General features: G+C 69.9%; 26 protein-coding genes. 4 read left to right on the forward strand and 22 right to left on the reverse strand.

Annotation, left to right across the window (positions count from 1 at the left end):
• Window positions 1-195 precede the first annotated feature (195 nt).
• Both AB6A69_RS02920 and AB6A69_RS02925 read right to left on the reverse strand, forming a co-directional pair.
• Complete coding sequence (locus tag AB6A69_RS02920) at window positions 196-1,653, reverse strand: PLP-dependent aminotransferase family protein (RefSeq protein ID WP_371059624.1); 1,458 nt, start codon at window positions 1,651-1,653, stop codon at window positions 196-198.
• Between the two features lie 147 nt (window positions 1,654-1,800).
• Window positions 1,801-3,192, reverse strand: coding sequence for an aspartate aminotransferase family protein (locus AB6A69_RS02925; RefSeq protein WP_371059626.1), 1,392 nt, complete (start codon window positions 3,190-3,192; stop codon window positions 1,801-1,803).
• A 419-nt stretch (window positions 3,193-3,611) separates the two neighbouring features.
• Between AB6A69_RS02925 and AB6A69_RS02930 the strand changes: the two genes are divergently transcribed.
• From AB6A69_RS02930 to AB6A69_RS02940, 3 genes are all read left to right on the forward strand, one after another.
• The gene (locus AB6A69_RS02930; protein WP_371059627.1) at window positions 3,612-4,610 is read left to right on the forward strand and encodes an ABC transporter substrate-binding protein; all 999 of its coding nucleotides are present in this window, start codon (window positions 3,612-3,614) and stop codon (window positions 4,608-4,610) included.
• A 174-nt stretch (window positions 4,611-4,784) separates the two neighbouring features.
• Entirely contained in the window at window positions 4,785-5,591 is an 807-nt protein-coding gene (locus AB6A69_RS02935) for an ATP-binding cassette domain-containing protein (protein ID WP_371059628.1), read from the forward strand.
• Complete coding sequence (locus tag AB6A69_RS02940; RefSeq protein ID WP_371056355.1) at window positions 5,588-6,853, forward strand: ABC transporter permease; 1,266 nt, start codon at window positions 5,588-5,590, stop codon at window positions 6,851-6,853. Before AB6A69_RS02935 ends, AB6A69_RS02940 begins: the two co-directional genes overlap by 4 nt.
• 12 nt (window positions 6,854-6,865) lie before the next feature.
• On the opposite strand, the gene AB6A69_RS02945 is transcribed toward AB6A69_RS02940, so the two are convergent.
• The 9 genes from AB6A69_RS02945 to hmgA all read right to left on the reverse strand — a co-directional run bounded on the left by AB6A69_RS02945 (window position 6,866) and on the right by hmgA (window position 15,435).
• Window positions 6,866-7,636, reverse strand: coding sequence for an aldolase/citrate lyase family protein (locus AB6A69_RS02945; RefSeq protein WP_371059630.1), 771 nt, complete (start codon window positions 7,634-7,636; stop codon window positions 6,866-6,868).
• 4 nt (window positions 7,637-7,640) lie between these two features.
• Window positions 7,641-9,059, reverse strand: a complete 1,419-nt coding sequence (locus tag AB6A69_RS02950) for an aspartate aminotransferase family protein (RefSeq protein WP_371059632.1) — start codon at window positions 9,057-9,059, stop codon at window positions 7,641-7,643.
• Window positions 9,060-9,121: 62 nt separating this feature from the next.
• Complete coding sequence (gene maiA / locus AB6A69_RS02955; RefSeq protein WP_371059633.1) at window positions 9,122-9,757, reverse strand: maleylacetoacetate isomerase; 636 nt, start codon at window positions 9,755-9,757, stop codon at window positions 9,122-9,124.
• Window positions 9,754-9,960, reverse strand: coding sequence for a DUF2783 domain-containing protein (locus tag AB6A69_RS02960; protein WP_371037227.1), 207 nt, complete (start codon window positions 9,958-9,960; stop codon window positions 9,754-9,756). Before AB6A69_RS02960 ends, maiA begins: the two co-directional genes overlap by 4 nt.
• Complete coding sequence (locus AB6A69_RS02965) at window positions 9,957-11,579, reverse strand: FAD-dependent oxidoreductase (RefSeq protein WP_371059634.1); 1,623 nt, start codon at window positions 11,577-11,579, stop codon at window positions 9,957-9,959. Before AB6A69_RS02965 ends, AB6A69_RS02960 begins: the two co-directional genes overlap by 4 nt.
• A complete protein-coding gene (locus tag AB6A69_RS02970) occupies window positions 11,576-11,776 on the reverse strand; it encodes a hypothetical protein (protein WP_371059635.1) in 201 nt (66 codons plus the stop codon). The genes AB6A69_RS02965 and AB6A69_RS02970 overlap by 4 nt, the downstream gene beginning before the upstream one ends.
• A complete protein-coding gene (locus tag AB6A69_RS02975; RefSeq protein ID WP_371037248.1) occupies window positions 11,773-12,723 on the reverse strand; it encodes an MBL fold metallo-hydrolase in 951 nt (316 codons plus the stop codon). The genes AB6A69_RS02970 and AB6A69_RS02975 overlap by 4 nt, the downstream gene beginning before the upstream one ends.
• 14 nt (window positions 12,724-12,737) lie before the next feature.
• A complete protein-coding gene (gene fahA, locus AB6A69_RS02980; RefSeq protein ID WP_371059636.1) occupies window positions 12,738-13,994 on the reverse strand; it encodes a fumarylacetoacetase in 1,257 nt (418 codons plus the stop codon).
• 85 nt (window positions 13,995-14,079) lie between these two features.
• On the reverse strand, window positions 14,080-15,435 hold the full coding sequence (hmgA, locus tag AB6A69_RS02985) for a homogentisate 1,2-dioxygenase (protein ID WP_371056348.1): 1,356 nt from the start codon (window positions 15,433-15,435) through the stop codon (window positions 14,080-14,082).
• 78 nt (window positions 15,436-15,513) lie between these two features.
• On the opposite strand from hmgA, the gene AB6A69_RS02990 reads away from it, so the two are divergent.
• Window positions 15,514-15,960, forward strand: a complete 447-nt coding sequence (locus AB6A69_RS02990; RefSeq protein ID WP_371037223.1) for a MarR family winged helix-turn-helix transcriptional regulator — start codon at window positions 15,514-15,516, stop codon at window positions 15,958-15,960.
• Between the two features lie 7 nt (window positions 15,961-15,967).
• Here AB6A69_RS02990 and AB6A69_RS02995 read toward each other — a convergent pair whose 3' ends face one another.
• The 11 genes from AB6A69_RS02995 to ffh all read right to left on the reverse strand — a co-directional run bounded on the left by AB6A69_RS02995 (window position 15,968) and on the right by ffh (window position 23,718).
• Complete coding sequence (locus AB6A69_RS02995; protein ID WP_371059637.1) at window positions 15,968-17,083, reverse strand: BLUF domain-containing protein; 1,116 nt, start codon at window positions 17,081-17,083, stop codon at window positions 15,968-15,970.
• Between the two features lie 173 nt (window positions 17,084-17,256).
• Window positions 17,257-18,069 carry a division plane positioning ATPase MipZ gene (locus tag AB6A69_RS03000; RefSeq protein WP_371059638.1) on the reverse strand — a complete coding sequence of 271 codons (813 nt, stop codon included), beginning with the start codon at window positions 18,067-18,069 and terminating at the stop codon, window positions 17,257-17,259.
• Window positions 18,070-18,221: 152 nt separating this feature from the next.
• A complete protein-coding gene (gene rpmE / locus AB6A69_RS03005) occupies window positions 18,222-18,443 on the reverse strand; it encodes a 50S ribosomal protein L31 (RefSeq protein ID WP_371037220.1) in 222 nt (73 codons plus the stop codon).
• Window positions 18,444-18,454: 11 nt separating this feature from the next.
• The gene (rplS, locus tag AB6A69_RS03010; protein WP_371037219.1) at window positions 18,455-18,844 is read right to left on the reverse strand and encodes a 50S ribosomal protein L19; all 390 of its coding nucleotides are present in this window, start codon (window positions 18,842-18,844) and stop codon (window positions 18,455-18,457) included.
• A 50-nt stretch (window positions 18,845-18,894) separates the two neighbouring features.
• Complete coding sequence (gene trmD / locus AB6A69_RS03015; RefSeq protein WP_371059639.1) at window positions 18,895-19,719, reverse strand: tRNA (guanosine(37)-N1)-methyltransferase TrmD; 825 nt, start codon at window positions 19,717-19,719, stop codon at window positions 18,895-18,897.
• Window positions 19,716-20,222, reverse strand: a complete 507-nt coding sequence (gene rimM / locus AB6A69_RS03020) for a ribosome maturation factor RimM (RefSeq protein ID WP_371056345.1) — start codon at window positions 20,220-20,222, stop codon at window positions 19,716-19,718. The genes trmD and rimM overlap by 4 nt, the downstream gene beginning before the upstream one ends.
• Before the next feature lie 12 nt (window positions 20,223-20,234).
• Window positions 20,235-20,606, reverse strand: a complete 372-nt coding sequence (gene rpsP / locus AB6A69_RS03025) for a 30S ribosomal protein S16 (RefSeq protein ID WP_371037216.1) — start codon at window positions 20,604-20,606, stop codon at window positions 20,235-20,237.
• 39 nt (window positions 20,607-20,645) lie between these two features.
• A complete protein-coding gene (locus tag AB6A69_RS03030) occupies window positions 20,646-20,960 on the reverse strand; it encodes a chorismate mutase (protein WP_371037215.1) in 315 nt (104 codons plus the stop codon).
• Window positions 20,957-21,562: a GNAT family N-acetyltransferase gene (locus tag AB6A69_RS03035; RefSeq protein ID WP_371059640.1), complete on the reverse strand. Its 606-nt coding sequence runs from the start codon at window positions 21,560-21,562 to the stop codon at window positions 20,957-20,959. The genes AB6A69_RS03030 and AB6A69_RS03035 overlap by 4 nt, the downstream gene beginning before the upstream one ends.
• Window positions 21,563-21,590: 28 nt before the next feature.
• A complete protein-coding gene (locus tag AB6A69_RS03040) occupies window positions 21,591-22,145 on the reverse strand; it encodes a GNAT family N-acetyltransferase (protein ID WP_371059642.1) in 555 nt (184 codons plus the stop codon).
• Window positions 22,146-22,221: 76 nt separating this feature from the next.
• A complete protein-coding gene (ffh, locus tag AB6A69_RS03045; protein ID WP_371059643.1) occupies window positions 22,222-23,718 on the reverse strand; it encodes a signal recognition particle protein in 1,497 nt (498 codons plus the stop codon).
• Window positions 23,719-23,983: the final 265 nt, after the last annotated feature.

Raw genomic sequence — 23,983 nt, forward strand, 5'->3', positions numbered from 1 at the left:
TGATCCCGAACGCATGCGCGATCCCGTGACGCTGCAGAACTTTGACGAAGGCTTCCTCGGTGGTCATCTTCATGGGGGTCTCTCCTTGCGCGCGGCACCGACGCCGGTCCGGTCCGGCCATGCGCCGCCTGAGCGAAGTTACGGTTGCAGGGGGGCGGCCAATAGGGCCAGCGGCGTTCGCCGGATATGGCCAGATCAGCCCAGCGCCCGGGCCAGGCGGGCGACGCCTTCGGGGATGCGTTCTGCCGGGATCGAGGACCAGGCGAGGCGGTAGAACTCGCCCGGCGCCTGCGGGGTGGCGAAAAAGGGCGCGCCCGGCTCGATCAGCACCTCCTCGCGCTCGAGCCTGCGGGCGAGGGCGGCGGTGTCGGTGCCGCGCGGCGCCCGCATCCAGAAGGACGAGCCGCCGAAGGCCCCCCGTCCCGCGATCTCGAGCCCGTGCTCGGCGATCGCCTCTTCCATCACCGCGCGGCGCTGGGCGAGCACGCGGCCCATGCGCCGGATCATCGCGTCGTAATGCCCGAGGCCCAGGAAATAGGCCGTGCTGCGCTGCACGAGGCCGGGCGGGTGGCGCAGGACGGAGGCGCGCAGCGCGCGCGCCTCGCGGATGAAGGGCTGGGGGCCGACCAGGTAGCCGAGGCGCAGGCCGGGAAAGAGCGGTTTCGAGAAGCTGCCGACGTAGATCACCCGCCCGTCCGTATCGAGCGACTTGAGCGCGGGCAGCGGCGTCTGGAGAAACGCCATCTCGAACTCGTAATCGTCCTCCACGATGAGCGCATCGAGCGCGCGCGCGCGCTCGAGAAGCGCCTGGCGGCGCTCGAGCGGCATGGTGGCCGAGGTCGGGCACTGGTGGCTCGGCGTGGTGAAGATCACATGCGTGCCCTCGGGCACCGCGTCGGGCGGCAGCCCGTCGGCATCGACCGGCACGGGCGAGATGTGACACCGCGACTGGGTGAGGATGTCGCGCAGCGCGTGGTAGCAGGGCGTCTCGATCGCGGCCCTGCGGCGCTGGGTCAGCAGCACCTGCGCGGTCAGCCAGAGCGCGTTCTGTGCCCCGAGCGTGATCAGGATCTCCTCCGGGCGCGCCTCGATCCCGCGGCGGGGCAGCGTGTGGCGCGCGAGGAATTCCAGCAGCGGCGGGTCGTCCTGGTCGTAGAGATCATGCGCGAGGGCGGGAAAGTCCTTCGCGCCAAGCGCCTTCATCGCGCAAAGCCGCCAGTTGGCGTGATCGAAGAGCGACGGGTCGGCCTGACCGTAGATGAACGGGAAGCGGAAGCGCGCCCAGTCGGGCCGCTTGCGCGGCGCGGCACCGCCCGAGAACCGCTGACCGAGCGCGCGCGTCCAGTCCACGGCGTCCTCACGCGGGGGGCGCGCGGCCGGGAAGGCGGGCGGCTCGGGCGCGTTCGCCGACACGAAGTAGCCCGAGCGATCCTTCGACGTCAGGTAGTCGTTCGCCAGAAGCTCGTTGTAGGCCAGCGTCACGGTGATCCGGCTGACGCCCAGATGCGTTGCCATCCGGCGCGTCGAGGGCAGCCTGTCGCCGCGCCTCAGCCGACCGGAGAGGATCGCCTGCGCGATCATCTGCTGGATGCGCGCCTGCAACGTGCCCGTGCCGTCGGGATCGAGCGTGAAGCTCACCGCGGAGATGCCCATGGCCGGAAGCGTATCTGGCCCGGTCGCGCCGTGCAAACTGGACTTATGGGCCGGGCCGGACATTGCGCCCGAGCGCCGATCGCCCCGGGCCGCCATGCCGCGCGCCGCATCGGGCCGGGCCCCGGGCGCCCGCGCCCGGCCGCCGGGTCACCCGAAGACGCGGCCCAGCGCCTCGTCCACGGAGGCGGCGATGCGGTCGATGTCGTCCGCCGTGGCGATCAGCGCGGGCGAGAAGCAGAGCGTGTTGTTCTTTCCCGGCACCGAGCGGTTGGTCACGCCGATGATGACGCCCTGCGCGTTGCAGTCGCCCACCACCTTCTGGGCCAGCTTCTCGTCCACGGGCTCTTTCGTGGCGCGGTCGGCCACCAGCTCCGCCCCGCAGAAAAGTCCCGCGCCCCGCACGTCGCCCACGACGGCGTGCTTCTCCTGGAGCTCGTGCAGCCGCTCCATCAGCCGCGCGCCCATCGCCGTCGTGTTTTCCAGAAGGCCCTCCTCCTCGATGATGGCCATGTTCTCGAGCGCCGCGGCCGGCCCCGCCGTGCAGCCGCCGAAGGTGGAGATGTCGCGGAAATAGTCGAGCGGATCGTCGGGATCGGCCTTGAACATGTCGAAGACCTCTTCGGTCGTCACGAGGCAGGCGATCGCGGCGTAGCCCGAGGCCACGCCTTTGGCCATCGTGACCATGTCGGGCTCGACGCCGAATTGCTGGTAGCCGAACCAGGTGCCGGTGCGGCCGACGCCGCAGACGACCTCGTCGATGTGCAGCAGGATGTCGTATTTCCGGCAGATCTCCTGCACCCGCTCCCAGTAACCCGAGGGGGGCGGGATCACGCCGCCGCCCGCCGTCACCGGCTCCAGGCAGAGCGCGCCTACCGTGTCGGGGCCTTCCTCCAGGATCACCTTCTCGATCTGGTCGGCGGCCCAGAGGCCGTAATTTTCCTCCGGCGCGCCGTCCTGCTCGTGCTTGCGGTACTCGAGGCAATGCGGCACCCGCACGAAACCGGGCGTGAATGGGCCGTATTGCGCGTTGCGCTCGTCCTGCCCGCCGGCCGACAGGCAGCCGATCGTCGTGCCGTGATAGTCCCGGTCGCGGTAGAGGATCTTGTGCTTGCGGCCGCCGTAGCGCTTGTGGGCGATCTGCCGGACCATCTTGAAGGCCTTCTCGTTGGCCTCCGATCCGGAGTTGCAGTAATAGACGCGCGACAGGCCCGGCATCTTGTCGATGACCCGCTCGGCGAAGCGCGCGCCGGGGATCGTGCCGGCGGCACCCGCGAAGTAGTTCAGCTTCACCAGCTGGTCGCGCACGGCGTCGGCGATCCGTTCGCGCCCGTAGCCCACATTCACCGTCCAGACCCCGCCCGAGACGGCGTCGAGGTGTTCCTTGCCGTGCTGGTCCCAGACCGACATGCCGCGCCCCTCCACGATCACGCGGGGCGCGCCCGTCTCGAAGGGCTTGTGCTGCACCAGATGATGCCAGACATGGGCGCGATCGGCCTCGACGATGCCGCTGAAATCGTTCTCTCTGGGGGTGCCGTCCATGATGATGCGTCCTTGGAATTGCGCGGGCGGGCGGCGGGGCGGCGCCGGCGCGCGGGAATTGTCTGCGGCAACGCTAGCCTGAGCTTGGATGATCAGCCACTTTTTTCGCCGCTTGTTAGGGCCAGTTGATCCGGCCCGGTAAGTCCACCCTTTCGCGGAGAGGATGCGCGCCCGGCCCACGGGCGTCATTCAAGGCGGCGGAAAGTCTTGCAAAATTCCTGCAGATCGCGTGGCGGCGGCATGGTCCGGCCGCGCGGCGCGGTCCGGGATTTCGGAAAATCCATTGATCGGAATCGCCTTTTCGGATCGGATTCGGGCACGGGCGCGCCGTCGGCGCCGCTCCGGGCGACGGTGCCGCCTCAGAATTGCGCCGCGCCGAACCGCCGCGAATCGCGGCTGCCAGCAAGGGATGACGGAAGATGATGACAAGACGAAAGCTGATGGGGGCGGTTGCCGGTGCGGCGATGCTCACCGGCGCGCAGGCCGCGGCGCAGGAGATCACGGTGGCCTATTTCCTCGAATGGCCGATGCCTTTCCAGTACGCGAAGGCCACGGGGATGTACGAGGACGCCATGGGCATCGACATCAACTGGGTCAGTTTCGACACGGGAACCGCGATGTCGGCGGCGATGGCCTCGGGGGACGTGCAGCTTTCCGTGAGCCAGGGCGTGCCGCCCTTCGTGGTGGCGACCTCGGCCGGGCAGGACCTTCAGATCCTCGACGTGGCGGTCAGCTACTCCGACAACGACAATTGCGTCGTGCGCGCGGAACTCGAGATCGACAAGGACTCGGCGGACGAACTCGAGGGCAAGAAGGTCGCGGTGCCGCTGGGCACGGCGGCGCATTACGGCTTTCTCGAGCAGATGAACCATTTCGGCGTGGACATCTCCACGATGGATGTCGTCGACATGGCGCCGCCCGACGGCGCCGCGGCCATCGCGCAGGGCGCGGTGGACATGGCCTGCGGCTGGGGCGGGGCGCTGCGCCGCATGAAGGAGCACGGCAACGTGCTGCTCACGGGCGCCGAGAAGGAGGATCTGGGCATTCTGGTCTTCGACGTGACCTCGGGCCCGGCGAACTGGGTGGCGGAGAATTCCGACATCGTGGCGCAGTTCCTCGCGGTCACGGCCGAGGCCAACGCGATGTGGAACTCGGGCGAGAACACCGAGGAGATGCTTCCGGTGATCGCCAAGGACGCGGGCATGGATCTGGAGGCCACGCGCGAGACCATCGCCACCTTCGTCTTCCCGCCGGTGGACGAGCAGCTGACCGCCAAGTGGCTCGCCGGCGGTGCGCAGGAGTTCATGAAAGGCGTGGCGAACGTCTTCGTCGAGGCCGGCAGCATCGACGCCGCGCTCGACAGCTACGCGAACGCCGTGAACGCCGCCCCGCTGGAAAGCGCCGCCGGCGGCATGTGACCCGGCCCTCCGGCGGCGCCGGAGGAAACGGGAAAGGACGTCCCGGGCCTGCTGCGGCAGGCCCGGGGCCCTTGGGAGCGGGCCCGGACACGCAGGGTGCTCGAGGCGACAGAAGACCCTCGCAGGAGGGCGATTGCGGCGCAGGGAGACAGGGAAGACCATGAGAGACGACGCATGAGCGGGCTCGACATCGAGCGGCTTTCGATGCGCTTCGACCTGCCCAATGGCAGCTCGGTCCAGGCGCTGCAGGATGTCACGCTTCACCTCGCCGAGGGCGAGTTGCTGAGCGTTCTGGGCCCCTCGGGCTGCGGCAAGACCACGCTGCTCAACATCGTGGCGGGGTTTCTCGCGCCGACCTCGGGCAAGGTGGTGATGAACGGCCACGAGGTCACCGGCCCCGACGCCGAGCGCGGAATGGTGTTCCAGCAGGGCGCGCTCTTCGAATGGATGAGCGTGCGCCAGAACGTGAGTTTCGGCCCCCGCATGGCCGGCCGGCGCGAACGCGACTGGGCCGGCACCGTCGATCACCTTCTCGACGTCACGGGGCTCGCCGATTTCCACGACAAGGCGATCTACGAGCTTTCGGGCGGGATGCAGCAGCGCGTGGCGCTCGCCCGGTGCCTGGCCAACGACCCAGACGTGATCCTGATGGACGAGCCTCTGGGCGCGCTCGACGCGCTCACGCGCGAGAAGATGCAGAGCCTGGTGCTCAGGCTCTGGAAGGAGACGGGCAAGACCATCATCCTCATCACCCATTCAGTGGAAGAGGCGCTGCTGCTCGGCGAACGGCTTCTCGTGATGGCGCCGCGGCCGGGGCGCATCCACACCGAATACCGGCTGCCCTTCGCCGATCTCGGTGTCGGCGCGGACCTCCGCGAGGTCAAGCGCCATCCCGATTACGGCCCCAAGCGGGAAGAGATCCTTTCGATGATCTGGGACATGGAGGAAGAGATCATGGGCCGCACGGAGGCCGCGCAATGATCATCTTCCTCATCTATGCGGCGATCTTCACCGCCTCCTTCTTCCTCGTGAAGCTGGTCGTCCACCAGACGCGCACCGGCCTTACCGCCCGCAAGACGGTGACCTTCGGCGACGAAAGCGCCGTCACGCCGAACCGCATCGCGAGTGTCATCTCGGTGGCCACGATCTTCCTGCTCTGGGGCGCGTTCACGGGCTCGGCCTGGGTGCCGGGCTTCCTGCACGCGCCGGGCCCGTTCCTGGGCGAGACCCGGTTCGACTACACCGTCGCCACGCCCGACGGGCAGCGCGACACGGCGACGGTCACGGTCCTCGTGCATCCGGTGCAGCAGGACGCGGAAGCCCCCGAGGTGGACCCGGGCGAGGGCTGGGCCAAGAACGACAGCGCCACCGTCGGCGCCTGGCGCAGCACGCTCATACGGGTGGACCGCAACGACGAGCTGGGCCGGGACGCGGGCGCCGAGGTCGTCGAGGTCGACGGCCAGCCGATCGCCCCCGGGGGATCCGTGCGCATCGCCGACGGGCGGGTCGGCATGACGCCCAAGGGCACGCTCAACTTCGAGCCGGCGAAGGGCTGGCAGATGGAGCCGATCTGGCTGCCCCCGCCCGAGGCCGTCGTGGCCCGGATCGGCGAGGTCGCGAGCGACGGCTACCGCGACAGCACCCTCTGGGAGCATCTGGGCTGGTCGCTCTTCCGCGTGATCGTGGGGTTTCTCTTCGGCGCGGCGGTGGGCATCCCGCTGGGTTACGCCATGGGCCTCTCGGACTGGTTCCGCGGCTGGTTCGACCCGATCGTGGAGTTCATGCGCCCCGTGCCGCCGCTCGCCCTCATTCCGCTGGTGATCATATGGGCGGGGATCGGCGAGGTCGGAAAGATCATCCTGCTCTTTCTGGCGGCGCTATGGATCATGGCGATCTCGGCGCGCTCGGGCGTGTCGGGCGTGGCGATCTCGAAGGTGCACGCGGCCTATTCGCTGGGCGCCTCGCGCTGGCAGATCCTGCGCCACGTCATCATCCCGAACTCGCTGCCGGAGATCTTCACCGGCGCGCGGGTGGCCATGGGGGTGTGCTGGGGCACGGTGGTCGCCGCCGAACTCGTGGCCGCCGAGCAGGGCGCGGGCATGATGATCATGGTCGCCTCGCGCTTCCAGCTTACCGACATCGTGATCATGGGGATCATCCTGATCGGGATCATCGGCTTCGGCATCGACATGGCCATGCGCCGGATGGAGCGCTGGCTGGTGCCGTGGAAGGGCCGGGCCTGAGCGCGGGCGCGCTCAGCCCGAGGACCAGCGGCGGGCGCGGTCGCGGAGCGCGCCCGCCAGCAGCGTGACGTCGATCCCGACGGCGACGAAGCGCGCCCCGGCCTCGAGATGGGCGGTGATCTCGTCGTCGTCGACCGACAGGATCCCGGGCGCCTTCCCGGCCGCCGCGATGCGGCCCAGCGCGTCGCGGATCGCCGCCCGCACCTCCGGCGCCTGCGGGTCGCCCGGATATCCCATGTCCGCCGAGAGGTCCGCGGGCCCGATGAACACCCCGTCCACGCCATCGACGGCGAGGATGTCGTCGAGCGCGGCGAGGCCCGCCCGCGTCTCCACCTGCACGAGCAGGCAGATCTCGGCGTTGGCGGTGGTCGCGTAATCCGCGATCTCCGAGAAGCGCGAGGCGCGGGCAAGGGCGGCGCCCATGCCGCGATGGCCGTCCGGCGGGTAGCGGGTGGCGCGCACCAGACGCTCTGCCTGTGCGGCCGATTCCACCAGCGGGATCAGCAGGGTCTGCGCGCCCGCGTCGAGCGCCTGCTTGATCGCCCAGTCCTCGCCCATGGGCAGGCGGACCACGGCTTGCGGCGGCAGCGGGTCGATCACCTGGAGCTGCGCGGCGATGGTGGGCAGGTCGTTCGGCGCGTGCTCGCCGTCGATGAGCAGCCAGTCGAAGCCCGCGCGCGCGGCGATCTCGGCGGCGTAGGGGCTGCAGAGCCCGAGCCAGCAGCCGAACCGGGGGCGGCCCTGGGCGAGGGCGCGCTTGAAGCTGTTCTCGGGGGCGGGCATCGGCTCAGTCCTCCTGTCGCAGGCGTTCCGCGGTGGCGGTGATGGCGTCGTAGGCGGCGTCCATGTCCGCCGCGGTCGTGAAGACGGAGCCCGCCTGGAACCGGATGACGGGCCGCCCGTCGATCACCGTGCGGGTGAGGTAGATGCGCCCCTCGTCGTTGATCGTTGCGAGCAGCCGCTCGGTCGCGGCATCGGCGTCCGCGCCCGGCGGCGCATGGCGGAAGGTGAAGAGCGAAAGCACCGGCTCCGTCACGATCTCGAAGCCCGGCGTCTCTCGCAACCGCTCTGCCAGCCCCCGGCTCCACGCGACATGATCGCGGATCATGGCGCGCAGCCCTTCGAGCCCCTCGGCGCGCAACAGGAACCAGAGCTTGAGCGCCCGGAAGCGCCGCCCGAGCGGGATCGACCATTCAGAGTAATCCACCACGCCGTCCGCGCCCTGGGTCCTGAGGTATTCCGGCCGGATCGCGAGCGTGCGGGTGAGCGCGGCCGGGTCGCGCAGGAAGTGCGCCGAGCAGTCGAACTGCGCGCCGAGCCACTTGTGCGGGTTGAAGACCACCGAATCCGCCTGCTCGACGCCGGCCCAGAGCTCGCGGAACTCCGGGCAGATCATCGCCGCGCCGGCCCAGGCCGCGTCCACGTGAAGGTAAAGCCCCTCGGCCCGCGCGACCTCGGCCACGGCGGCGAGGTCGTCGGACGCGCCCATGCCCGTGGCGCCCGTGCAGGCGACGATCCCGGCCGGAAGATGCCCCGCGGCACGGTCGTCGGCGATGGCGCGGGCCAGCGCGGCCGTGTCCATGGCGCGGCGCGGCCCCGTTACCGGCAGGCGCACCAGGTTCGCCGACCCGATGCCCGCGATCCAGATCGCCCGGTCGATGGAGGAGTGCACCTCGCCCGAGCAGTAGATCCGCAGCCGCGGCGCGCCCGAAAGGCCCTCGGTATTGCCCGCCCAGTCCAGCGCGCGCTCGCGCATGGTCAGCACCGCCGCCAGCGTCGCCGAGCTCGCGCTGTCCTGGATCACGCCGTGGAACGCGTCGGGCAGGCCCACCGCCTGCGCGAGCCAGCCCATCATCCGCGTCTCCATCTCGGTGGCGGCGGGCGAGGTCTGCCAGAGCATGCATTGCGGCGCGACGGTGGCCACGAGGTATTCGGCCAGCACCGAGGCGGGCGCCGCGTTCGCCGGGAAATAGGCGAAGAAGCGCGGGTGCTGCCAATGGGTCAGCCCCGGCATCACGATCTCGTGGAAGTCGCGGAGGATGTCCTCGACGGGCTCCGCCGCCTCGGGTGGGGCGTCGGGCAGGCGCGCGAGCGTCGCGCCCGGGGTCAATGGCGCGCGCACCGGCCGGTCGCGCAGCGTTGCGTGATACTCTGCCGCCCAGTCGGCCACCGCGCGGCCGTGTTTGGGAAATTCGCTCCAGTCCATGCCGCCTCCCTCCGCGTCGCGCCGTCGTCCCGCGCGGGCCCCCCGGTGTCAAGGGCGGCGGGTCAACCGGGCGCGTGCCGGTCGGGATGGGCCGCGGCGAAGGCCGGGTGTGCGTCCAGCGCGGCCTTCACCTTCAGGATGCGCGGGCAGTCCGAATAGTCCGCGCCCCAGCGGTCGGCGTTGTAGAGCTGCGGCATGAGGCAGATGTCGGCCAGCGAGACGGCCGCGCCCGTGCAGTAGGGCGCCTGCTCCCACCGCGCGAGCAGCGCCTCGAAGGCAGCGAGCCCCGGCGCGATGAAACGGCGCATCCACATCTCGCGCGCCTCCTCCCGACCCGAAAGCTCGACCGCATAGGCCGCGACAGAGACGTTGCAGACCGGGTGGACGTCCACGGCGATCGAGTGGGCGAGGGCGCGGACATGGGCGCGCTCGGCGGGCTCGGCCGGCAGGAGACCCAGCCCGCGCGTCTCGTCGAGGTAGTCGAGGATCGCCAGCGACTGGGTGAAGCGGTCTCCGTCGATCTCCAGCACGGGGACGAGGCCCTGCGGGTTGCGCGCAACATGCTCGGACGTCTTGTGCCGGAGCGTCGGCAGATCGACCGGCACCGGGCGGGTGTCGATCCCGGCGAGGGCGAGCGCTATGCGCAGACGGTAGCTCGCCGAGCTGCGCCAGAAATCGTAAAGGACGGCCTCGCTCACCCCGCGGCGTCCCGCCCGGGCGCGCGGGCGGCGTCGAGCGCCTGCGACAGCACCGCGCGATCGCCGATGTGGTTGGCGAGAAGGAGGATGAGGCGCGCGTTGAGCGCGTCGCTTTCCGCCTTCGTCAGCCCTTCATGGGCGGCGAGAAGCTCGGCGTAGAAATCGTCCGGCCCCGCGATGTTGGGCGCAAGCGTCAGGGTCATTGGCGCATGTCCCGTGCCATGGCGCGGCGGAGCGCGGCGCGTGCGGCGCTCTCGTCGAAGGCGGGCCAGCGCGCGGCGACGTGCTGGTCCGGCCGGACGAGATAGACGGCCGAGGCCGCGTCGCCGAGATAGCGCGCCGCGAGCGCGCCCGAGGGATCGTCGGCGGCGGAAAGCGCGATACACGGGGCAGCGACGCCGTCCTCTTCCAGCCGCTTGGGTGCGTCTGCGTCGATGCAAAGCAGCGCGAAGCCCCCGGTGAGACGGTCGAGCAGGAAGCCGTTGCCGACGGGCGCGTCGGGGCAGGGGCTGCCGGGGCGCGTGCGCACGGGGCCCTCCGGCAGCGCGTCGGGCGTGTTGAGCGGGGACCCGTCATAGGTGCAGGGCACGGAGAGCCGCCCCGAGTTCACCAGCGGCCGGGCGAAGGCGTAGTGCTCTGACAGATCGAGCACCGCGTCGCGGAAAAGCCGGCTCGTCTCGGATTTCGGCGTGATGAAATCGGTGGAGCGGCTCGAGTTCAGGATGTTCTCGTCCGCGCCGTGGATACGCTCGGCGTCGTAGCTATCGAGCAGCCCTTCGGGCGCCTTGCCCTCGATCACGAGTTCGAGCTTCCAGGCGAGGTTGTCGGCGTCCTGAACGCCCGAGTTCGCGCCCCGCGCGCCGAACGGGCTGACCTGGTGGGCCGAATCGCCGGCGAAGATCACCCGGCCGTGGCGGAACCGTTCCATCCGGCGGCACTGGAAGGTGTAGATCGAGACCCATTCGAGCTCGAAGGACACGTCGTCCCCGAGCATGGCCTTCAGCCGCGGGATGACGTTCTCGGGCTTCTTCTCTTCCTCCTTGTCGATGTCCCAGCCCAGTTGCAGGTCGATCCGCCAGACCCCGTCGGGCTGCTTGTGCAGGAGCGCCGACTGGCCAGGGTTGAAGGGCGGGTCGAACCAGAACCAGCGTTCGGTGGGGAACTCGGCGTCCATCACCACGTCGGCGATGAGGAAGTTGTCCTCGAACACCCGTCCCACGAAGTCGAGCCCCATCATGGAGCGGATGGGAGAGCCCGCGCCGTCGCAGGCCACGAGCCATTCCGCCTCGACCTCGTAGGGGCCCTCGGGCGTGTCGAGCGCGACGGCCACGTGATCGCCCGCCTCCGCGACGGAGGCGACCCGCGTGCCGCCCCGCAGCTCGATCGGCGCGCCCGCGGCCTGCATCTCGCGCACGCGGTCCACGAGGATGCGTTCGAAATGGTATTGCTGAAGGTTCACGAAGGCCGGGCGCCGGTGGCCCTCCTCGGGCAGCAGGTTGAAGTCGTAGACCTTGCGCTCGCCGAAGAAGACCTTGCCGAGGTTCCACCGCACGCCCTTCTCCACCATCGGCTCGCCGCAGCCGAGGCGGTCGAGGATCTCGAGCGGGCGCTTGGCGAAACAGATCGCGCGGGAGCCGAAGCTCACCTTGTCGTTCTCGTCGACCACCACGACCGGAACGCCGCGTCCGGCGAGGTCGATGGCGGTGGCAAGGCCCACCGGGCCCGCGCCGACCACGATCACCGGATGGCGCACCGGCGCGGGCGCGTCCTGGTCCGGCGCGCGGGTGTAGGGGTAAAGCGGCGTCTCGAAGATCTTGTTCATGTCCGGGTCTTCCCTGTGAGCTTCCAGATCGTCCAGAGCGCGGTGCCGCCGAAAAAGGCCCCGCCCACGCCGACGATCTCGATCCAGGCGGGGCTCGGCCCGCGCAGCAGCAGGGCCGCGGCGATCGCGCCGAGCCCGAAGAGGGAGAAGGCGAGGCGGAACCACAGCTCGCCGCGGGTGGGGCCGAAGCGGCTCATCCCTGCAACGCCTCCCACATCTCCTTGTCGCGCGCGGCGGTCCAGATTCGCGGCGTCTCGATGCCGCGCGCCTCGTCATGGGCGCGGGCCACGTTGAAGGGCAGGCAATGCTCGTAGATCGCGAAGTCCGAGAACTTCGGGTCGCATTCGGCGCGCACGGCGTCCCACGCGTCCTTGAGCGTGCCGCCGCGGGCCGCGACGCGGGCGGCGGGGCGGTAGGTGCTTTCCAGGAAGTCGCGCGTGCTCTCGATGGCGGCGTTGACCATCTCGCGGCCCACCAGCGCATCGCCGCGCCCGGGGGCGATGGCGTCCACGTCGAACCAGCGGATCGCGTCGAGCGTCTCGCCCCACTCGGCGAAATGCCCGTCGCCGCAGTAGCAGGCGGAGTGGTATTCGACGATGTCGCCCGTGAACATCACGTTCTGGTCGGGGACGTGGATCACGATGTCGCCTGCCGTGTGCGCGCGGCCGAGGTGCATCAGGTCCACTCGCCGGTTGCCGAGATAGACGGTCATCCGGTCGTTGAAGGTGGTGGTCGGCCAGGTGAGGCCGGGGATCGACTCGTGGCCCTGGAAGAGGCGCGGAAAGCGCTCGAACTCGCTCTCCCAATCCTCCTGGCCGCGTTCGGCGACCATGCCGCGCGCCATCTCGGACATCACGATCTGATCGGCGCCATAGGCCGAGGCGCCGAGAACGCGCACCGCGTGGTAGTGGGTGAGCGCGAGATGGGTGATCGGCTTGTCGGTCACCTCGCGCACCTTCTCGATGACCTTGTTGGCGAGGCGCGGCGTGGCCTGCGCCTCGACGATCATCACGCTGTCGTCGCCGATGATGACGCCCGAGTTCGGGTCGCCCTCGGCGGTGAAGGCCCAGAGCCCCTCGCCGATCTCGGTGAAGCTGACCTCCTTTTCGGTCATGTCGCCCTGCGACGCGAATGCCTTTGCCATGTCCTGCCCTCTTCTCAGCGTTTGTAGGGATCTTCGAGCGCCGGCAGCAGCTGCCCCGCGCAGGGCCCGAAGCCGATGGTGTAGCCGTCCCCGCGCGCCGCGGCATGAAGCGTGACGGTGTCCCCGTCCTCCAGGAAGCTGCGCGCCTCGCCGGTGTCCAGCGTCACGGGTTCCTTGCCGCCCCAGGAGAGCTCGAGCAGCGAGCCGCGCTGGTGCTTTTCCGGCCCCGAGACCGTGCCCGACCCCAGCAAATCGCCAGGCGTCATCGGGCAGCCGCTGGTCGTGTGGTGGGCGAGCTGCTGGGCCGAGGAATAGTACATCTCGCGGTAGTTCGTCCGCGCGATTTCCGTCGCGGCCTCGCCCTCGGGCGCCAGCGTGACGGAGAGCTCGATGTCGTAGAGCATGGGGCCGGCATCGGCGAGATGCGGCAGAAGCGGCACCTCGCGCTCCGGCGCGGGCACTCGGAAGGGCTCCAGCGCCGCCCTGGTGACGATCCAGGGTCCGATGGTCGTGGCCGTGGCCTTGGCCTGGAAAGGGCCGAGCGGCTGGTATTCCCAGGCCTGGATGTCGCGCGCCGACCAGTCGTTCAGCAGCACGTAGCCGAAGATCATCTCGTCGGCCTCGGCGACCGTGACCGGCCCCTCCGACGCCTGGCCCACCACCGCGCCCATCTCGAGTTCGAGGTCGAAGCGGCGCGAGGGCGCGAAGCGGGGCGCGGTATCCTCCGGCCCCTTGAGCTGGCCCCAGGGCCGCCGGACCGGCGTGCCCGAGACCACCACCGAGGAGGCGCGGCCATTGTAGCCGATCGGGATGTGCAGCCAGTTGGGCGGCAGCGCGTTCTCGGCGCCGCGGAACATGGTGCCGACATTGGTCGCGTGATGCCGGCCGGCGTAGAAATCGGTGTACTCGGCCACGAGGAAGGGCATGTGCATCTCTGCCCCGGCCTGCGGCACGAGCAGCGGCTCCACCCTGTCCCGCTCTGGCGCGCCGCGCGCGAGGAGCGCGGTCAGGCGCGCGCGCAGGGCGGCCCAGACCTCGGGGCCTTCCTCGAAGAGCTCGTTCCAGAACGGCACGTCGAAGAGCGGCCCCGCCCCGACCTCTACAAGGCCCTCCGCCTCGGCGCGGGCGAGATCGAGGATCATGTCGCCGATGGCCACCCCGCAGCGGGGATCCAGCGTCTCGGTGGAGAAGACGCCGCAGGGCAGGTTGTTGAGCGGGAAGGGGTGATCGGGCGCGTTCGCGCTTTCCACCCAGCTCGGCATCAGCGACATGGGGCTCCTTTCCGTGGCGGGGGCGGCCGGGCGCCAAGGCTTTTCGAAAAGCCTTGGCGCAAGAGACCTGGGGGTCTCTTGCGCGTCACTTCACGCCCGGCGTTCCGTCGAACTTCTTCTCGAGGCTGTCCCAGCAGTCGATGTAGTCGTCCTGCAACGGCGCCTCCTTCGCCGCGAAGGCGGTGAGGTGCTGCGGGAACCGCGTCTCGAACATGAAGGACATCGTGTTGTCGAGCTTCTCCGGCCCCAGCTCGGCGTTGGAAGCGCCTTCGAAGGCGCTTTTGTCCGGCCCGTGGGGCAGCATCATGTTGTGCAGGCTCATGCCGCCCGGCACGAAGCCCTGCGGCTTGGCGTCGTACTGGCCGTAGATGTTGCCCATCAGCTCAGACATGATGTTCTTGTGATACCAGGGCGGGCGGAACGTGTCCTCGGCCACCATCCACCGCTCGCGGAAGAGCACGAAGTCGATGTTTGCCGTGCCAGGCACCCCCGAGGGCGCGGTCAGCACGGTGAAGATCGACGGGTCCGGGTGGTCGAAGAGGATCGCGCCGACCGGGCAGTAACTGCGCAGGTCGTACTTGTAGGGCGCGTAGTTGCCGTGCCAGGCCACCACGTCGAGCGGGCTTTGCGCGATCTCGGTGACGTGGAACTGGCCGCACCACTTGACGGTGAGGGTGGAGGGCGTCTCCCGATCCTCGAAGGCGGCGACCGGCGCCTTGAAGTCGCGCGGGTTGGCCATGCAGTTGGCGCCGATCGGGCCCCGGCCCGGGAGCTCGAACTTCTGCCCGTAATTCTCGCACACGAAGCCGCGGCACGGGCCGTCGAGCACCTCGACCCGGTAGACGAGGCCGCGCGGCAGGATGGCGATTTCCTTGGGCTCCACATCGATGATGCCGAGCTCGGTGGCGAAGCGCAGCCGGCCTTCCTGCGGGACGACGAGAAGTTCGCTGTCGGCGGAGAAGAAATACGCGTCCTTCATCGACTCCGTGACGAGGTAGATGTGGCTCGCCATGCCGACCTGGGTGTTCACGTCGCCCGCCGTCGTCATCGTGCGCATGCCGGTGAGCCAGGTGAGCGCCTCGTCGCCATGCGGCACCGGATCCCAGCGATACTGGCCGAGCGAGATCACGTCCGGGTCCACGTTCGGCGCCGACTTCCAGTAGGGCAGCTCCAGCTTCGTGTAGCGCGAGGAATGCTTGACCGAGGGCCGGATGCGGTAGGTCCAGGTCCGTTCCGGCGGGTTGGCGGTGAAGGCCGTCCCCGAAAGCTGCTCGCCGTAAAGGCCGTAGTTGCATTTCTGCGGCGAGTTCATGCCCTGCGGCAGCGCGCCCGGCAGTGCCTCGGTCTCGAAGTCGTTGCCGAAGCCGGGCATGTAGCCCTGCTGCGTGCCTGTGGGCGTGGTGGCCTGCGTAAGGCCGACGGGATCGGTGCGACGATTCATGGTTCAGGCTCCTCCCTCCCGAATTCGGTTGCGGTGTTAACGGTTGAATTTGTAACTAACAAGAGTCGGGAGGACGCGATGGACGGAAAAGACGGATTCGATCTGCAGGAATTCCTGCCCTATCTTCTCAACCAGGCGGCCGAGGAGGCGAGCCTCGCCTTCCAGCGACATTACAAGGCGCGCTACGGGATGCTGCGCACCGAGTGGCGGGTGCTCTTCCACCTGGGGATCTACGGCCGGATGACGGCGGGCGGGATCGGCGCGCGCGCCCGGATGCACAAGACCAAGATCAGCCGCGCGGTCGCACGGCTCGAGGCGCGGCGCTTCCTGACCCGTTGCGCCGATCCCGCGGACCGCCGCCGCGAGGTGCTGGAACTCACGCCGGCGGGGCAGGCGGCCTACCGCGACCTGCGCGAGGTCGCGCGCGACTACGACGCCGCGCTCGCCGCGCGCTTCGATCCCGAGGACGCGGCCGCCCTGCGGCGGATGCTGCGCGCGCTGGCCGGGGGCGATGATCCGGGCTGACCTTGCGTCAGTGAACCCGGTGACGCGCCGCCATGGCCGCCCCGGCGGCGGACCCCGCGACCTTTCCGAAGGCATCCGCGCCTTGCGATTTCGCGCGCGCCACCTGTGCCCAGAGCCGTTGCGCCGTGGCCGACAGCGCGTGGCCGCCCCGCCCGCCGGTGAGCACGAGCGTCCCGGGCAGGGCCGCGCGCAGGTGCTGGCCGAGTTCGGTCATCCGCGCCTCGACCAGTCCCGAAAGCAGGCGACTGCCGGACAGAAGCACCGGCGCGGTCCTGTTGGCGCGGGCCGCGGCCTCGATATCCGCCGGCTCGGCATCGAGCAGCAGGCTGACCGACCAGCCCGAGGCGCGCAGGATGTCGGCCTTGATCACCGCGCCCAGGAAATGCGGGTTGCCGGGCTGGTTCGCGACGATGGCGTGCCCGACCGGCTGCACAGGGTCCGCGGTTTGCGGCGCCTGCCACAGCAATGACTGGAAGCGCCCCAGCGCCACGGTGACCTGCGCCATGGACCAGCGGTCGGCCATCCAGCCGTCGCCGAGGGCGCGCGCCACGGCCTCGTACCCCTCCGCGCGGCCCGTCGCCGTCGACAGCCTGGGCGCGAGGTGCTGCGCCACGATCGCATCCTCTCCGGGGGCGATCAGCGCCTGCGCGAAGGACTCGGCCTCGGCGGGCGAGACGACCGGGCCCGGCCCGCGCTGCGAGAGGCCCTTCGTGACCATCGCGAGCGCCGATGCCCAGTCGGCGCCGGCTTCGGGCAGCGGAGCGCCGAGGACGACGGCAAGCGGCGACAGCGCGAGATCCCCGGGGGTCTGGAAGAGCTGCATGTGCCAGCCGGCAAAGGCGCGCCTTTCGATGGCGGCGTTCTCGATGAGGTTCATGTCGGCGTGGCGCGGATCGTCCTGAAGCCGCCCCATCAATGCGTTGATGACGCCCGCGGGTCCCTCCAGCCATTGCTGGTAGCCGACACCGGCGGAGACCAGCGCGCCGGTGATGCCGTGTCCCGCGTTGAACCGCGCCGCGCCTTGCACGAGCGCGCCGATCTCGCCGGCATCGAGCGGGCGGGTCGCACGGCTGCGGTAGCAGACGCGGCGCAGATCGCCCGGCACTTCCTCGCTGGTTTGCATCGCCCGCCCCTTCCGAATTGCGACGGGGATCGCCCGTCCGGCTTTCCGCGATGGCGCGGTCCGCTTGGAGCGCAGGGCACTGCGTCAGCAGGCGCCGGACCATCCCCCTCAATATGATCTGACAGGCCAAAATGTCTAGAAAAATTTACACACGGATCGCATGTCGCCGGTGTTCAGAAATCCACGTCGACGCCCGGAAGGTTCAGCGCCCGCAGCAGATCGCGCAGTTCCTGCCGGGCGGCGATGTTGGACAGGCTGAACTGCGTCACGCCGATGTCGGGCAGGTCGAGAAGGGTCAGGCCCCTCGGGAAAAGTTCCCGGAACACCACGCGCTCGTGAAAGCCGGGCGCGGTGCGGAAGCCGATCCGGCGCGCAAGGGCATCCAGCGCCGCCTGCATCTTGGCCTTGTTGACCATCGCCTGCGCGCCCAGCCGGTTGCGGATCACCAGCCAGTCGAGCGCCGGCAGCCCGGCCTGCGCACGCAGCTGCCGCGCCGACCAGACCATCTCGGAATAGACCGACGGCCCGAGAACCTTCTGACCGTCTTGATCGGTGCGCGCCAGCAGATCGAAGTCCACGAAGCTGTCGTTGAGCGGCGTGATCAGCGTATCGGCGAGCGAGTGGGCGAGCTGGCTGAGCCGGGTGTGGGAGCCGGGACAGTCGATGACGAGGAAGTCGCAACTGCCCTCGAGCGCCGCCACGGCGGTGGACAGGCTGCGATCCTGCGAGTTCTCGTCGGGTTGCAGCGTGTCGGGATCGATCGTCGGCAATTCGTGGAACTGCGGGCTGGGAAGATGCGCCAGCCCCTCCGCGGCGAGGTAGCGCTGACGGTTCGACAGGTAGCGCCCCAGGCTTTGCTGGCGCAGGTCGAGGTCGAGCGCGCCGACGCGCTGGCCGCACCGCGCAAGGCCCGTCGCCACATGCATCGAAACGGTGGATTTGCCGGCCCCGCCCTTCTCGTTGCCGACGACGATGATGTGCGCCATGCCCTTCCCCTCGTGCCGCGCGGCCGGTCCGGGCCACGCTTCGCCCACCGTCTATAGGGCGCACCCGATGCGAGGGAAAGCGCCCGAAACGGAACGCGCCGCCCGGAGGTCGGGCGGCGCGTCCTGGAAAAAACCTGTAAGGGGGTGCCGGCTCAGAAGCCGAGGCCCTCGTACTTCTTCTTGAACCTCGACACGCGACCGCCGGTATCCATCAGACGTCCGCCGCCGCCGGTCCAGGCGGGGTGCACGGAGGGATCGACGTCGAGGGGCAGGGTCTCGCCCTCGCCGCCCCAGGTCGAGCGCATCTTGACGATATCGCCGTTCACCAGCTTCACGTCGATGAAGTGATAGTCGGGATGAATGTCCTTCTTCATGGCGCGGCTCCTCAGGCTTGGGCCCCGGCGCCCTTGGGCGCGCGGTAGTTGGTCTGCTCCGTGATCCGGGCCGACTTGCCGCGGCGCGAACGCAGGTAGTAGAGCTTGGCGCGGCGCACCTTGCCGCGGCGCACGACAGTGATGCTGTCGATGTTCGTCGAGTAGAGCGGGAACACGCGTTCCACGCCCTCGCCGAAGGAGATCTTTCGCACCGTGAACGAGCCGTCGATGCCCTGGCCGTTCTTGCGGCTGATGCACACGCCCTCGAAGTTCTGCACACGCGAGCGCGTGCCTTCCGTCACCTTGTAGCCGACGCGCACGGTGTCACCGGCCTTGAAATCGGGAATCTTCTTCCCGAGCGAGGCGATCTGTTCCGCCTCCAGTTCCGCGATCAGATCCATCTGATCCACTCCTATTCTCGCTCGCGGTGGCTCCGCGAAGGTGATGGCCCTCAGAGCTCTCGGTCGTCCTCCGGGTTCCTGCGATGCGCCTCGCGCCAGGCCCGCCAGAGATCAGGGCGCCGTTTCCTTGTCAGCCTTTCGGCCTCGGCCTGCCGCCATTCGGTGATCCGCGCGTGGTGCCCCGAAAGGAGAATTTCGGGTATCTCGCGCCCCTGCCAGACGGTGGGCCGTGTGTACTGCGGGTGCTCCAAAAGACCGTGCGAGAAGGATTCCTCCTCGACGGACGCCTGATTCCCGAGCACGCGGGGTATAAGTCGGACCGTCGCGTCGATCAAGGCCGTCGCGGCGATCTCGCCGCCGGTCAGGACGAAATCCCCGATCGAGACCTCCTCGACCCCGTAATGGTCGAGCGCGCGCTGGTCGATCCCCTCGAAACGCCCGCAGATCAGCGTGACGCCCGGACCCTCGGCGAGGGCGCGCGCGCGGGCCTGCGTGAAGGGCGTGCCGCGCGGGCTCGGCGCGATGAGCGGGCGGCCCGCCGGCGCGGTGGCGCGCGCCTCCTCGATGGCGCGGCCCAGCACGTCGGCCCGCAGCACCATGCCCGCGCCGCCGCCCGCCGGCGTGTCGTCCACGTTGCGGTGGCGCCCCTCGCCGTGGCGGCGCAGGTCGACCGTCCGAAGCTGCCAGAGCCCCTCCTTGAGGCCGCGCCCGGTGAGCGAAAGCCCGAGCACGCCCGGGAACGCCTCGGGAAAGAGGGTGATGACCTGCGCGCACCAAACGCCCGCCAGCGTCTCCTGCGCGGGCATGAGTTCGCGCGGGCCCACCGCGGCGCTGATCGACTTGCGGCCGTGGGAGCGGGCGGGGGCATCGCTCATTCGAAGAGCCCCTCGGGCGGGTCGGCGACGATCCGTCCCGCCGCGAGGTCCACCGTGGGCACCGCCGCGCGGGTGAAGGGCAGAAGCACCGTCTGGCGCGCGCCGGGGACGATCACCTCCAGCAGCGCGCCGGCGCCGTGATCGTGCACGGCCTTCACCCGTCCCAGCGCCGCGCCGCCCGTGTCGAGCACGTCGAGGCCGATCAGGTCGGCGTGGTAGAACTCGTCCTCGGGCAGATCCGGCAGCCGCGCGCGCGGAACGTAAAGGCGCGTGCCGCGCAGCGCGTCGGCCTCTTCCTTCGTGCGCACGCCGGACAGCCGGACGCGCAGCGCGTTCTTGACCCGCCCCAGCGGCGTGACCTCGAAGCGCCGCGCGCCGTCCTCCGTGACGAGCGGGCCGTAGGACGCGACGGCCTCCGGCTCCGCGGTGAAGCTTTTCAGCCGCACCTCGCCCTGCACGCCATAGGCGCCCGCGATGGCGCCCACACAGACCTGCCCGCTCATCGGCCGGCCGCCTTACTCCTGCGCCTCGGCGGGCGCTTCCGCGGCCTCGGCGGCCTTCGCCGCGCGCTCCTCGGCGCGTTCCTGCGCCTTCTTGCCCGGCGTGCCCTTCTTGGGGTTCGCGCGCGAGCGGGCTTCGCTGAGGCCCGCGGCCTCCAGCATGCGGCTCACCCGGTCGGTGGCCTGCGCGCCCTCGCCGAGCCAGTACTGCACACGCTCGACGTTCATGCGCACGCGCTCCTCGCTGTCCTTGGGCATGAGCGGGTTGTAGGTGCCCAGCTTCTCGATGAAGCGGCCGTCGCGCGGCATGCGGGAATCCGCCGCGACGATCCGGTAGAAGGGCCGCTTCTTGGAGCCGCCGCGGGCGAGCCTGATCTTGATAGCCATGTGTGTTCTCCTTCGTCTGGCTGGTTGCGGGCAGGGGCGTCAGACGCCCTGCGCCTGGTGGCTTTCGTGGTGCTGGATGACCTCCTGGATGATGAAGGCCAGGAACTTCTTGGCAAATTCGGGGTCGAGATCCGCCTGACGGGCGAGATCCTCGAGCCGCGCGATCTGCTGCGCCTCGCGCTGCGGATCGGAGGGCGGCAGGTCGTGGCGCGCCTTGAGCCGGCCCACCGCCTGGGTGTGCTTGAACCGCTCGCCCAGCGTGTAGACCAGAATGGCGTCGAGCCGGTCGATGCTCTCGCGGTGCTCGCGCAGGACGTCGGCCGCGAGGGCGGTGGGATCGCTGGTCTCGGTCATGCGCTGGCCTCTTTCGCGGAGGAAAAGATCGGCCCCTCGAAGGACGCGATCTCCTGCTGGATCGCGTCCTCGATCTGGCTGCCGCGCAGCCGCTCCGGGGCGGGGTGACGATAGACGATGTCGTGCCCGTCGACCGATCGTGCCTCGGGGTCGCGCTTCGCGCCGAGGCGCTGGGCGAGCAGGATCGACTGGGTGTTGCGCGGGTCGAGATAGCTGACCGCGCCGGTCCATCCCATCCTGTCGTAGAGATGCCGCCGCACCGCGTCGGTGGCCTCGAGCGCGATGCCGCGCCCGGCCACCTCGGGCCAGATCACCCAGGCGATCTCGCGCTCGGGCCATTTGGCCGGGAACCAGCCCCCCGCCATGCCGAGGCTGCGGTCGCTCTCTCGGTCGTGGATCATCCACATGCCGAAGCCGCGGATCTGCCAGTGGCCGATCTCGGCGGCGTAGAGCATCCAGGCCTCGTATTCGTTGAGCGGGCCGCCCATGAAACGCGCCCGGTAGGAGGTGAAGGTGGACTTGAAGTTCGGGTAATCCTCGGGCACCGGGCCGCGCAGGATCAGCCGCTTCGTCTCGATCACGGGGATGGAGGAGGCGGGCATCAGGCGGCCCTCCGGATGCTGGCGCGTGTCATGCGTAGGCCTCCGCGCCGCCGTCGGAGTCGAGTTCCCGCGGTCCGGGGTGGCGATAGAGCATGTCCTCGCCCATCGTCACGTTCTGGTAGGTGCGCTCGTAGCGCGCGCCCAGCCGCTCGGCCAGCGCGACAGAGCGCGCGTTGCCGGGCAGGATGTTCGAGGTGAGCGTCGTGAAACCGAGGTCCTCGTAGGCCCACTCGCGCGCGCGAAGCGCCGCCTCGCAGGCGATGCCGCGCCCCTCGAAGGGGGCGAATACGAGCCAGCCCAGTTCCGGCTCCGGCCAGCCCTCGGGGTTCCAGATGCCGCAAAGCCCCGCGGGCGCCGCGTCCCGCGTCATCTCGATGGTGAAGTAGCCGTAGCCGTGGATTTGCCAGTGCCCGATGTTGGAGGCGAACCAGCGCCAGGCGTCGGGCCGCGTCTCGGCGCCGCCGAAGCCCCAGGCGCGCTCCGGATCGGCGAAGAACTCGGCAAGCGGGTCGAAGTCGCGCATCTCGGGGCCGCGCAGCCGCAGCCACCCGGCCTCGAGCACGGGGGCGGGGGTGAGGCTCATGCCGCGTCCTTTCGGTCGTGCGCGAAGGGCGCATGGCCCGCAGTCCCGCCAGAGACCATATCGGTGCGGGGCCCGTTCATTTCTTCTTGCCGAAGCCGGAGAGCCCCGGGGGCAGGGACATGCCGCCGCCGCCCATGCCGGGCATCCGGCCCGCGCCCATCTGCTTGGCCGCCTGCTCGAGCGCCTTCTGGTCCATGCCCTCCATGCCCTCGGGCGCGCCGCCCTTGCCGAGCATGCCGCCCATGGCCTTCTTCAGCATGCCGCGTCCGCCCTTCTTGCCGAGCCTTTTCATCATGTCGGCCATCTGGCGATGCTGCTTGAGCAGCTTGTTGAGCTCCGCGACCTCGAGCCCCGCGCCCGCGGCGATGCGCTTCTTGCGGCTGGCCTGGAGGATCTGCGGATTGGCGCGCTCCTTCTTCGTCATGGAGTCGATGAGCGCGATCTGGCGCCTGAGCACCTTGTCGTCGATGCCCGCCTCGGCCATCTGGCCCTTCATCTTGCCCATGCCGGGCATCATGCCCATCAGCCCCTCCATGCCGCCCATCTTGAGCATCTGGTCGAGCTGCGTCTTGAGGTCGTTCATGTTGAACTGACCCTTGGCCATGCGCTTCATCATGCGCTCGGCCTGTTCGGCCTCCAGCGTCTCCTGCGCCTTCTCGACGAGGGCCACGATGTCGCCCATGCCGAGGATGCGGCCGGCGATGCGCTCGGGCTCGAAGGTCTCGAGCGCGTCCATCTTCTCGCCCGTGCCCACGAAGCGGATCGGCTTGCCGGTGACCGCGCGCATGGAGAGCGCCGCGCCGCCGCGCCCGTCGCCGTCCATCCGGGTGAGAACGACGCCCGAGACGCCGATCTTGTCGTCGAACTCCTGCGCGACCTCCACGGCGACCTGGCCGGTCAGCCCGTCCACCACCAAAAGCGTCTCGCGCGGGCTGACCACGTCGCGCACCTCGGCGGCCTGGCGGATGAGCTCCTGGTCGATGTGGAGCCGGCCCGCCGTGTCGAGCATGTAGACGTCGTAGCCGCCGAGCGAGGCCTGGGTCCTGGCGCGCTTCGCGATGGCGACCGGGTCCTCGCCCTTCACGATGGGCAGGGTGTCCACGCCGACCTGCCGGCCGAGGATCTGAAGCTGCTCCATCGCCGCGGGGCGGTTCACGTCGAGCGAGGCCATGAGGACGCGCTTGCCGTCGCGATCCTTCAGGCGCTTGGCGAGCTTCGCCGTCGTCGTCGTCTTGCCCGAGCCCTGAAGGCCCACCATCAGGATCGGTGCGGGCGGGCTGTCGATCTTGAGCGCGCCGGGATCGGCGTCGCCTTTCAGCACGTCCACCAGCTCGTCGTGGACGATCTTGACGACCTGCTGGCCCGGCGTGACCGACTTCGTCACCGCCTGGCCCGTGGCCTTCGCCTGCACCGCCTTCACGAAGTCGCGCGCCACGGTCAGCGAGACGTCGGCCTCCAGCAGCGCCACGCGCACCTCGCGGAGCGCCGTGCGCACGTCCTCCTCGGACAGCGCGCCCTGCTTCGTCAGCCGGTCGAAGACGCCGGAGAGACGCTCGGACAGATTTTCGAACATGGCCCTCTGGCTCCTTCTGCGATACGGACATGCACCTCCGAGATGGGAAGCGCGGCTCAAATGCCAAGCGCCCCCGTGGGCGCAACGCGCTGACGGGGGGCGATCCCGGGCCCAGGCCCATGGGACCGGAAGCGATGACGCACTTCCGGGGACAGGCCGGGATTAGGCCGCGGCCCTCACGGAGTCAAGCCGGTCGTCGCAGCGCCGCGGCGCAGCGGGGCGATGCAGGCCTGTCCGTCAGGCAGCCGGTCCCGGACATTGCCCT

This window comes from Rhodosalinus sp. 5P4 (assembly GCF_041365695.1).
Classification (GTDB): domain Bacteria; phylum Pseudomonadota; class Alphaproteobacteria; order Rhodobacterales; family Rhodobacteraceae; genus Rhodosalinus.

Bases quoted from the DNA above. Each gene is read 5' to 3' on its own strand.
- rpmE (WP_371037220.1), bottom strand. From the start codon at position 18,443: ATGAAGAAGGACATTCATCCCGACTATCACTTCATCGACGTGAAGCTG.
- rpsP (WP_371037216.1), bottom strand. From the start codon at position 20,606: ATGGCTATCAAGATCAGGCTCGCCCGCGGCGGCTCCAAGAAGCGGCCC.
- AB6A69_RS02950 (WP_371059632.1), bottom strand. From the start codon at position 9,059: ATGGACTGGAGCGAATTTCCCAAACACGGCCGCGCGGTGGCCGACTGG.
- AB6A69_RS02960 (WP_371037227.1), bottom strand. From the start codon at position 9,960: ATGACCCTGACGCTTGCGCCCAACATCGCGGGGCCGGACGATTTCTAC.
- AB6A69_RS03035 (WP_371059640.1), bottom strand. From the start codon at position 21,562: ATGCCCGCCTCCTCCATCCCCGTGATCGAGACGAAGCGGCTGATCCTG.
- trmD (WP_371059639.1), bottom strand. From the start codon at position 19,719: ATGAGCGATGCCCCCGCCCGCTCCCACGGCCGCAAGTCGATCAGCGCC.
- AB6A69_RS02945 (WP_371059630.1), bottom strand. From the start codon at position 7,636: ATGCCCGCCCCCGAGAACAGCTTCAAGCGCGCCCTCGCCCAGGGCCGC.
- fahA (WP_371059636.1), bottom strand. From the start codon at position 13,994: ATGTCGCTGATGCCGAGCTGGGTGGAAAGCGCGAACGCGCCCGATCAC.
- AB6A69_RS02940 (WP_371056355.1), top strand. From the start codon at position 5,588: ATGATCATCTTCCTCATCTATGCGGCGATCTTCACCGCCTCCTTCTTC.
- rimM (WP_371056345.1), bottom strand. From the start codon at position 20,222: ATGAGCGGGCAGGTCTGTGTGGGCGCCATCGCGGGCGCCTATGGCGTG.
- AB6A69_RS02930 (WP_371059627.1), top strand. From the start codon at position 3,612: ATGATGACAAGACGAAAGCTGATGGGGGCGGTTGCCGGTGCGGCGATG.
- AB6A69_RS02925 (WP_371059626.1), bottom strand. From the start codon at position 3,192: ATGGACGGCACCCCCAGAGAGAACGATTTCAGCGGCATCGTCGAGGCC.
- AB6A69_RS02995 (WP_371059637.1), bottom strand. From the start codon at position 17,083: ATGCAAACCAGCGAGGAAGTGCCGGGCGATCTGCGCCGCGTCTGCTAC.
- AB6A69_RS03040 (WP_371059642.1), bottom strand. From the start codon at position 22,145: ATGAGCCTCACCCCCGCCCCCGTGCTCGAGGCCGGGTGGCTGCGGCTG.
- AB6A69_RS02920 (WP_371059624.1), bottom strand. From the start codon at position 1,653: ATGGGCATCTCCGCGGTGAGCTTCACGCTCGATCCCGACGGCACGGGC.
- AB6A69_RS02970 (WP_371059635.1), bottom strand. From the start codon at position 11,776: ATGAGCCGCTTCGGCCCCACCCGCGGCGAGCTGTGGTTCCGCCTCGCC.
- AB6A69_RS03030 (WP_371037215.1), bottom strand. From the start codon at position 20,960: ATGACCGAGACCAGCGATCCCACCGCCCTCGCGGCCGACGTCCTGCGC.
- AB6A69_RS03000 (WP_371059638.1), bottom strand. From the start codon at position 18,069: ATGGCGCACATCATCGTCGTCGGCAACGAGAAGGGCGGGGCCGGCAAA.
- AB6A69_RS02965 (WP_371059634.1), bottom strand. From the start codon at position 11,579: ATGAACAAGATCTTCGAGACGCCGCTTTACCCCTACACCCGCGCGCCG.
- rplS (WP_371037219.1), bottom strand. From the start codon at position 18,844: ATGGATCTGATCGCGGAACTGGAGGCGGAACAGATCGCCTCGCTCGGG.
- hmgA (WP_371056348.1), bottom strand. From the start codon at position 15,435: ATGAATCGTCGCACCGATCCCGTCGGCCTTACGCAGGCCACCACGCCC.
- AB6A69_RS02990 (WP_371037223.1), top strand. From the start codon at position 15,514: ATGGACGGAAAAGACGGATTCGATCTGCAGGAATTCCTGCCCTATCTT.
- AB6A69_RS02975 (WP_371037248.1), bottom strand. From the start codon at position 12,723: ATGGCAAAGGCATTCGCGTCGCAGGGCGACATGACCGAAAAGGAGGTC.
- AB6A69_RS02935 (WP_371059628.1), top strand. From the start codon at position 4,785: ATGAGCGGGCTCGACATCGAGCGGCTTTCGATGCGCTTCGACCTGCCC.
- ffh (WP_371059643.1), bottom strand. From the start codon at position 23,718: ATGTTCGAAAATCTGTCCGAGCGTCTCTCCGGCGTCTTCGACCGGCTG.